Source organism: Pseudomonas viridiflava (genome assembly GCF_001642795.1).
Taxonomy (GTDB): Bacteria; Pseudomonadota; Gammaproteobacteria; order Pseudomonadales; family Pseudomonadaceae; genus Aquipseudomonas; species Aquipseudomonas viridiflava.
In genome coordinates this window covers 367,577-375,348 of record NZ_LKEH01000017.1, presented here as the reverse complement: position 1 = coordinate 375,348, position 7,772 = coordinate 367,577, and the positions used below count along the sequence as shown (strand labels likewise).

Below are 7,772 nucleotides of genomic sequence, written 5' to 3'. Positions count from 1 at the left end.
CGGAGCATGGGGGTTTGCCTACTTTGCCCCGTCAAAGTAGGTCGCCGAGGGGCGAAAAGGTGACTGGAGCCGGGCGCTCGGCTCACTGAATCCGCAATCTGAGCCACTTGTGACGCGGAGCGTCACGGGAGGCATGCCCACGCGGAGAGATGGGCACGATCATTACCGTATGAAGCTGGCGCAGCATTTGTATTACCCTGCGTCTTCATTCACAAGATCCATTGCCATGACCCTTACTATCCAGGAAGTCACCCGCGCCGAAATCCCTGAAACCATCGACTTCGCCATGCGTGCCCGGGCCGAGGTTTTCCCCATGCTCGATGCCTCGGTGCTCCCTGCCGATCTGGCAGCCTTCGAACAGGTGTACCTGAATGGCGACAGAGGAAAATTTCTGACTGCACGTCATGACGGGAAGATCATCGCGGCTGTCGGCTATCTGCCGTTCGATCATCGCTTTCCACAACTGGACTACACCGGTCGTGACACGGTGGAGATCGTGCGCCTTTACGTCATGCCGCAGTTCCGAGGGGACGGTCTGGCCAGTCGTCTGTGTGAAGCGCTTTGGGCGCACGCCGAAGCCAGTGGGATAGAGGTGCTGTACCTGCACACCCATCCGTTTCTGCCCGGCGCGATCCGCTTCTGGGAAAAGCAGGGATTTACGGTGACCGACGTTGAAACCGATCCGGTGTGGAACACCACGCATATGGAGTGCGTGCCTGGCGAGCGGCAACGGAATCCCGAGGGCGAGTAAACGCCTGCCCTCAGGACTGACTCATATCAGCGCGGAGCGCGCTGGCGTGCGGTCTTCATCAGGTCTTCAGGCGTGATATGGCCGACGACTGCCTTGGCCGCGGCGCTGCCCGGCAGTGGCAGGTCCAGAATGTGGCCTTTCATCTTGCCCACCACGTGCATTTCACAGGGTTTGCAGTCGAACTTCAGGGTCAGCACTTCGTCCCCTTGAATCAGCTGCATCGGTGCGACCTTGGTGCGCACGCCGGTCACGCCCTTGGCCTGTTTCGGGCACAGGTTGAACGAGAAACGCAGGCAGTGCTTGGTGATCATGACCGGCACTTCGCCGGTCTCTTCGTGCGCTTCGTACGCCGCATCGATCAGTTGCACACCATGACGGTGGTAGAAATCACGCGCTTTCTGGTTGTACACGTTGGCCAGGAACGACAGGTGCGACTCAGGATAAACCGGAGGCGGCGTGGTTTCAGCCTTGCGGCCGCCTTGCGGATGCGCCTTGATGCGGGCTTCGGTCAGCGCTTCGATGGCGTCGCGGCGCAGGGTCTTGAGCTGGGAGTTGGGCACAAAGAACGCCTGGGGTGCGTCCAGCTTGATGTCCTGAGTGTGGTAAATCGTAGTGCCCAGTTGGGACAGCAGGTCGCGCAACTGGTCCAGCGCCTGTTCCGGCTTGTTCGCCGCGCCAAACGGGCCGTCCAGATGCGTTGTGACACTGACGCCTTCTTCGCTGATCGCGGTCAGGTTCAGGCGCTCTTCACGCAGTTCAACCTGCCATTGAATGCCGATCCGGCGTTCGGCCGAAGTCTTCAACAAGGCCTGCTGCCAGTTGTGGTCCAGGTTACGGCTCAGCGGGTGATTCGGACGCAGGCGGGAGAGGGCAGCCGGCATCTCGTTAGGCTCGACGCGATAGCGCCAGCGTTTTTCACCGTCTTCCTCGAATTCGCCTTTGAGCTCCGCGACGTTGGCGCGGAAACCCACCACTTCACGCTTGATCAGCACGTTCAGCCCGTCGCCGTTGGACAGCGGCTCGTGGGTGACGGCGATCAGGTCGCGCTTGCCCAGTTTCTCCACGTTGCCGACCAGCAGGCCGGTGAAGGTCGGCGTGTCGAACGCGCCGATGTCGATCTTGCGGTCGCTGACGAAATAATCGGTGCTGCCACGGTTGAAGGTCTTTTCCGGGTCCGGCACGAAGAAGTGCGCAGTACGGCCGCTGGAGGCGCGCGCCAGATCCGGGCGGTCTTCCAGAATATCGTCCAGACGCTGGCGGTAGTACGCGGTGATGTTCTTGACGTAGCCCGCATCCTTGTAGCGTCCTTCGATCTTGAACGAGCGCACACCGGCTTCGACCAGGGCACGCAGGTTAGCGCTCTGGTTGTTGTCTTTCATCGACAGCAGGTGTTTTTCGAAAGCCACGACGCGACCCTGATCATCCTTCAGGGTGTACGGCAGGCGGCAGGCCTGGGAGCAGTCGCCACGGTTGGCGCTGCGGCCATTCTGCGCGTGGGAGATGTTGCACTGCCCGGAGAACGCCACGCACAGCGCGCCGTGAATGAAAAACTCGATGGCCGCGTCGGTTTCGTCGGCGATCTCGCGGATTTCCTGCAGGTTCAGCTCACGTGCCAGCACCAGCTGTGAGAAACCGGCCTGATCGAGAAACTTCGCGCGGCCCAGCGTGCGGATGTCGGTCTGGGTGCTGGCATGCAGCTCGATGGGCGGAATGTCCATGTCCAGAACGCCGAGGTCCTGCACGATCAATGCGTCCACGCCCGCGTCGTAGAGCTGGTGAATCAGCTTGCGGGCCGGTTCCAGCTCATCGTCATGCAGGATGGTGTTGATCGTGGTGAAGATGCGCGCGTGGTAGCGATGGGCGAACTTGACCAGTTCGGCGATATCGCTGACCTCGTTGCAGGCGTTGTGTCGTGCGCCGAAGCTTGGTCCGCCAATGTACACCGCGTCGGCGCCATGCAGGATGGCTTCACGGGCGATGCTAGTGTCCCGTGCGGGGCTGAGCAATTCCAGGTGGTGTTTGGGTAGGGACATGGCTACGGCATCCGACGGCGGGCAAAGCGCGCATTGTAGTGCCATGGGCCGCGCTGCGCACCTGCGCTGATCGCTGCGGCGGCATTTACTGACTGTCGGTGGAGTGGAGGCGGCTGTTTCAGGGCGATCGCAGACGCAGAATCCGCGAGCCATCGAACGGGTCGGTCAGCCAGCGCCCCACCACCCCGAAGGTCTCCAGCAGCCGCTCGGGAGTCAGCACGTCTGCGGGTGCGCCCAGCGCGACCATGCGGCCCTTTTCCATGACCGCCACCCGGTCGCAGTCCAGCGCCTGATTCAGGTCATGCAGGGCGATGACTGTGGTCACCGGCAACGCCTTGACCAGACCGAGAATGGTCAACTGATGCTGGATATCCAGATGATTGGTCGGCTCGTCCAGCAACAGGATGCCTGGCCTCTGTGCCAGCGCCCGTGCGATATGCACCCGCTGCCGCTCGCCGCCGGACAGGGTATGCCAGGCGCGCTTGATGAAAGGCAGCATGTCCACGTCCACCAGCGCCTGCCGAACGATACGGTCGTCGTTGTCACTCCAGGGTGCCAGCGCCGACAGCCACGGCGTGCGGCCCAGTTCAACGGCGTCCAATACCGTGATCGCGTCACTGGTTTCTGCCTGCTGCTCGACCACCGCCAGCGCGCGGGCAATGTCGCGCCGGTTCAGGCTCGACAGAGGCCGTTCGCCGATTGTTACCTGGCCGCTGGACGGCTTGTGGATGCCAGACAGCAGCTTGAGCAGCGTCGATTTGCCCGAGCCGTTCGGCCCCACAATGCCCAGCGTTTCGCATTGCGCGATGCTCAGGTCCACGTCGCGCAGCAGTGTCGCGCCACGGACCGAATAGCCAAGCCCCTTGCAACCGAGCGCTGGGGTGCCGATATCGGGAGTGAAGGCGTTCATCGTGTCCTGTTCCCCTGAATGAGGATCAGCGCAAACACCGGTGCGCCGATCAGGGCAGTGATCACCCCGATGGGCAGCGCCTGGCCCTTGATCAGCGTGCGGGAAAGAATGTCCGCAGCGATCAGGAACAGCGCGCCGCTCAAGGCGCTCAGTGGCACCAGCCGGGCATGGCGCACGCCGGTGAGCATGCGTACAGCGTGGGGGATTACCAGACCGACAAAACCGATGGACCCCACAATCGAGACCATCACAGCCGTGACCAGTGCCGCAGTGGCGATCAACACGATCTGCACCCGCCGTACGGCGATTCCCAGAGACGCGGCGGAGTCACTGCCGAAGGTGAAGGCATCCAGTGCGCGCCGATGCCAGAGGCACACCAACAGGCCGAACAACGCTGCCGGAACAGCCATCCACACCGAAGGCCAGCGTACGCCACTCAGATTGCCCAGTAGCCAGAACATGATGCCGCGCGCCTGTTCGGAGCTAGCCGACTTGGTGATCAGGAACGAGGTCAGCGCGTTGAACAGTTGCGAACCGGCAATGCCCGCCAGAATGATTTGCCCGGCGGCCGTGTTGCCCCGCGATGAATGGGCGAGCAGGGCGACCAGAGAGAACGCTACCAGCGCACCGACAAAAGCGCCTGCCGACATGGAAATGACCCCGGCACCGAAACCCAGAATCGCCACCATGACTGCGCCGGTCGAGGCGCCTGCTGAAATGCCCAGCAGATAAGGATCGGCCAGCGGGTTGCGCAACAGCGACTGCAGCACCACGCCGCAAATGGCCAGCCCGGAACCGCAGGCAGCGGCGACGATGGCGCGGGTCAGCCGGTAGTTCCAGACGATGCCTTCATCGATGGGGTCCAGCATATAGCCCGCCGCCCACAGTTTATTGGCCAGCACCTGGAACACCACCTGCAGGCTGATCGAGGTCTCGCCAATGGCAGCGCCGACGATGATCGCCAGCACCAGCACTGCCGAGACCCAGATCACATGGCCGAGCGCTGCGGGCAGTCTCATGGAGTGGCGTTGAAACGGTTGGCGGCGGCGGACAGCTCTTCGATGCCGGCGAACAGGCGCAGGCTGGCCTGCATGCCTTCGGCATCAATGATCACGATGCGGTCGTGCTTCACAGCGTCCATGTTGCGGGTCACCGGGTCAGACTTGAGGAATTCGATTTTCCTGCGGTAATCGTCGGCCGGAAAACGGCGACGGTCCATGCGGGCGATCACCAGAATGCTCGGGTTGGCCTTGGCGATGGTTTCCCAGCCAACGGTCGGCCACTCTTCGTCGGACTGGACGATGTTGCGCATCCCCAGATTATTGAGCATGAAGTCCGGTATACCCTTGCGGCCCGCGACGAAAGGATCGGCTTTCAGGTCGGAGCTTGAGAACCAGAACACTGCTGATACGTCTTTGTCGTGGTTCTGTTTGACGTTGGCCACTGCAGCGCTCAGGCGGGCCTTGAGATCGGCGACCAGTTTGTCGCCGCGATCCTGCACGTCAAAGATTTGCGCCAGTTGCTCGATGCTCTTGTAGATGGTCTCGATACGAAATGCCTCAAGGCGCGTGCCGTCGGCGCCGACCAGATTGTCCTTGCCTTCGCAGTCGGACGGCATGAGGTAGGTCGGGATTTTCAGTTCGTGGAACTGCTCCCGCGTGCCGACTGCGCCTTGCTTGCCGACCATCCATTCCAGCTGCACGGCGACCAGCTCGGGACGTTTGCCGATCACGGCCTCAAAACTGGGTTCGTTGTTGGCCAGGCGCTCGACCTTGTCGTTCTGCTCTTTGAAGCGCGGCAATACATCGTTGAACCACAGGGAGGTGCCAACCAGTCTGTCGCCCAGGCCCAGTTCGTAGAGCATTTCGGTGCCCGACTGGCCGATCGTCACGGCCTTGGTGGGCGCATGCTCGAACGTCAGCGAGTAGCCGCAGTTTTCGATGGTCAGCGGATAGTGGGTCGGTGCGGCGAACGCAAGGCTTGAAAGGGTCAGGCTGGCAGCGAGTGCGGCAAGGCGGGGCAGTGACATGAAATGCGACCTCGATTCGAACGTGTGTCAGGGCGCACGCACAACAGGAAAACACATCCCTGCCTGCCGGGAAACGGCAGCACTCGGCGCATTAAGGCCGGGCGCAAGGATGTCCTTCCCGGACACCCCGCCGGTTAGTGATTGATACAGGTCGGCAGGTCTCCTGACTGGCACGTCATCGCCTGGCTCCGGCCTTCCCGGGGATCACCCAGTGGCAGTGGTGGAGCTGGCTCGATGCCTACAGTTGCGGGGGCAGTTTCGTTTCGGCTCGTGGCGCGAGGCGGGCGAATTCCCTGTTAGTTCCTCTCGGAAACCGACGGGCGGCATGGTAAACGATAAGGGATGGGCTCGCTATGGCTTTGCACGCAGGCGTTGCAGGCTGTTGATCAGGTGCAGACGCATGGCTGCACGGGCGGCGTCACGATCCTGATGGGCCAGAGCGTCGAAGATCTGTTCCTGCTCGCGCTGCTGAATATGAGGATCGTCTTCCATCTGCAATGACGTGATGTTACCGAAACCACTGCGCGCGCGCGGCAGAATGCTGCTGCCCAGCTGGTTCATCACATCTGTGAAGAAACTGTTGGCGGTGCACAGGGAAATGCGCCGATGGAATTCGTAATCGGCCTGCAGGGTGTCCTGGCCGGTCCGTACGCAGCGGTGCAATTCGTCGAGCGCCTGACGAATGGCGCTCAATTGTTCGGGCGTACGACGTTGTGCAGCCAGCGCAGCAGCTTCGGGCTCAAGGCTCAGTCGCAATTCTATGATTGCCACGGCGTCGCCGGGTGTGCCGATGGACAGCTCATCCGACTGATCGGCCCTGGCCTCGGAGGCGTCGACCACGAAGGTGCCGATCCCATGCCGGGTCTCGACCAGTCCTTCTGCCTGCAGGCGTGACATGGCTTCACGGACAACGGTACGGCTGACCCCGGTTTCACGAATGATCACCTGCTCGGTGGGCAGTTTTTCGCCGCTCTGGATCTCGCCTTCGCGAATTTTGCGGGCGAATTCGGCGACCAATTGCTGGGTCAGGCTGGAACGGCGGCCTTTCGGGGATGCGGTAGGTTCCATGGCGGGTGATCAGGTCCGTGTCGGGGCGCTGAGTATAACCTCACTCAGAGCGTGTTTTGTGCGGGGATCGCAGCCTATACTCGGGTATTCGATAGACATGAGGCTGCAATGTCGGACAACGCGCTTTCCTCGCAAAAGAATCACCGCCGCCTGGCTGAAACCCTGGTCGACCGCTTTGCCCAGCGCATGCGTGACGGTGTGCTTCAGCGTGGCGAGAAGCTGCCTTCCGAGCTCAATATCATGGAGGCCGAGGGTGTCAGCCGCACGGTGGTGCGCGATGCGTTGTCGCGGATGCAGGCGGCGGGGCTGGTGGAAACGCGTCATGGGGTCGGGACCTTCGTGCTCGATATGCCACCGCCGGAAGGGTTTTCCGTCGGGCCTGCCACCATTGTCACGGTGGCGGATGTACTGAACCTGCTGGAGTTTCGTCTGAGTCTTGAAGTCGAAGCGGCAGGTCTGGCGGCACAACGACGCAGTCCTGAAGCATTGCTGGAGCTCAAGCGGGCCTTCGACGCGCTGCTGGAAGGGCCGCAGAAGTCCGGAACGACCATCAACGCCGACTTTCAGTTTCACCTCAAGATTGCCAAGGCGTCGGGCAATGCCTACCTTATCGATATCATGAAACACCTCGGCACCAAGCTGATTCCCCGCACCCGCATGAACTCGGCCTACACCGGCCAGAGCGACCGAAACGCCTATCTGGCCGGTATCAATGCCGAACACCGGCAGATCTACAACGCCATTGCCGAAGGCAACGTCGACGCCGCTCGCTCGGCCATGTACCTGCACCTCAACGGCAGCCGCATGCGCCTGCGCAGGACGCAGGCCCTGTACAGCGACTGACATCGAAGGGACGCAGAGCGTCCCGGGCTGCATGCCGACGCGGAGCATCGGCACGATCAACTTTGTCAGCCTCACCTGATCGTTCCTCACGCTCCAGCGCTCATCGTTATTCACAAGTCATCTGGCTATCCGGAGAGA

The 7,772-nt window shown here is 61.8% G+C and carries 7 protein-coding genes and 1 riboswitch; of the genes, 2 read left to right on the top strand and 5 right to left on the bottom strand.

The features are described 5' to 3' along the window. Positions 1-226 precede the first annotated feature (226 nt). Positions 227-751, top strand: coding sequence for a GNAT family N-acetyltransferase (locus AO065_RS02785; protein ID WP_004885092.1), 525 nt, complete (start codon positions 227-229; stop codon positions 749-751). Between the two features lie 26 nt (positions 752-777). Here AO065_RS02785 and AO065_RS02780 read toward each other — a convergent pair whose 3' ends face one another. The 5 genes from AO065_RS02780 to AO065_RS02760 form a co-directional block, all read right to left on the bottom strand. Further along, on the bottom strand, positions 778-2,784 hold the full coding sequence (locus AO065_RS02780; protein WP_004885093.1) for a peptidase U32 family protein: 2,007 nt from the start codon (positions 2,782-2,784) through the stop codon (positions 778-780). A 118-nt stretch (positions 2,785-2,902) separates the two neighbouring features. Beyond that, positions 2,903-3,694, bottom strand: coding sequence for an ABC transporter ATP-binding protein (locus AO065_RS02775; RefSeq protein ID WP_004885094.1), 792 nt, complete (start codon positions 3,692-3,694; stop codon positions 2,903-2,905). Further along, the gene (locus tag AO065_RS02770; protein ID WP_004885095.1) at positions 3,691-4,713 is read right to left on the bottom strand and encodes a FecCD family ABC transporter permease; all 1,023 of its coding nucleotides are present in this window, start codon (positions 4,711-4,713) and stop codon (positions 3,691-3,693) included. The genes AO065_RS02775 and AO065_RS02770 overlap by 4 nt, the downstream gene beginning before the upstream one ends. Next, the gene (locus AO065_RS02765) at positions 4,710-5,723 is read right to left on the bottom strand and encodes an ABC transporter substrate-binding protein (protein ID WP_004885096.1); all 1,014 of its coding nucleotides are present in this window, start codon (positions 5,721-5,723) and stop codon (positions 4,710-4,712) included. Before AO065_RS02765 ends, AO065_RS02770 begins: the two co-directional genes overlap by 4 nt. A gap of 136 nt (positions 5,724-5,859) precedes the next feature. Further along, positions 5,860-6,056, bottom strand: a riboswitch (cobalamin riboswitch). 18 nt (positions 6,057-6,074) lie between these two features. Further along, positions 6,075-6,791, bottom strand: a complete 717-nt coding sequence (locus AO065_RS02760) for a FadR/GntR family transcriptional regulator (protein ID WP_004885097.1) — start codon at positions 6,789-6,791, stop codon at positions 6,075-6,077. 108 nt (positions 6,792-6,899) lie between these two features. Here AO065_RS02760 and AO065_RS02755 point away from each other — a divergent pair, with 108 nt between their 5' ends. Continuing rightward, complete coding sequence (locus tag AO065_RS02755; RefSeq protein WP_004885098.1) at positions 6,900-7,634, top strand: FadR/GntR family transcriptional regulator; 735 nt, start codon at positions 6,900-6,902, stop codon at positions 7,632-7,634. Positions 7,635-7,772 lie beyond the last annotated feature (138 nt).

What these genes read in the sequence shown, in the direction of transcription:
- AO065_RS02785 (WP_004885092.1), top strand. Translation starts at nt 227, where the DNA reads ATGACCCTTACTATCCAGGAAGTCACCCGCGCCGAAATCCCTGAAACC.
- AO065_RS02780 (WP_004885093.1), bottom strand. Translation starts at nt 2,784, where the DNA reads ATGTCCCTACCCAAACACCACCTGGAATTGCTCAGCCCCGCACGGGAC.
- AO065_RS02775 (WP_004885094.1), bottom strand. Translation starts at nt 3,694, where the DNA reads ATGAACGCCTTCACTCCCGATATCGGCACCCCAGCGCTCGGTTGCAAG.
- AO065_RS02770 (WP_004885095.1), bottom strand. Translation starts at nt 4,713, where the DNA reads ATGAGACTGCCCGCAGCGCTCGGCCATGTGATCTGGGTCTCGGCAGTG.
- AO065_RS02765 (WP_004885096.1), bottom strand. Translation starts at nt 5,723, where the DNA reads ATGTCACTGCCCCGCCTTGCCGCACTCGCTGCCAGCCTGACCCTTTCA.
- AO065_RS02760 (WP_004885097.1), bottom strand. Translation starts at nt 6,791, where the DNA reads ATGGAACCTACCGCATCCCCGAAAGGCCGCCGTTCCAGCCTGACCCAG.
- AO065_RS02755 (WP_004885098.1), top strand. Translation starts at nt 6,900, where the DNA reads ATGTCGGACAACGCGCTTTCCTCGCAAAAGAATCACCGCCGCCTGGCT.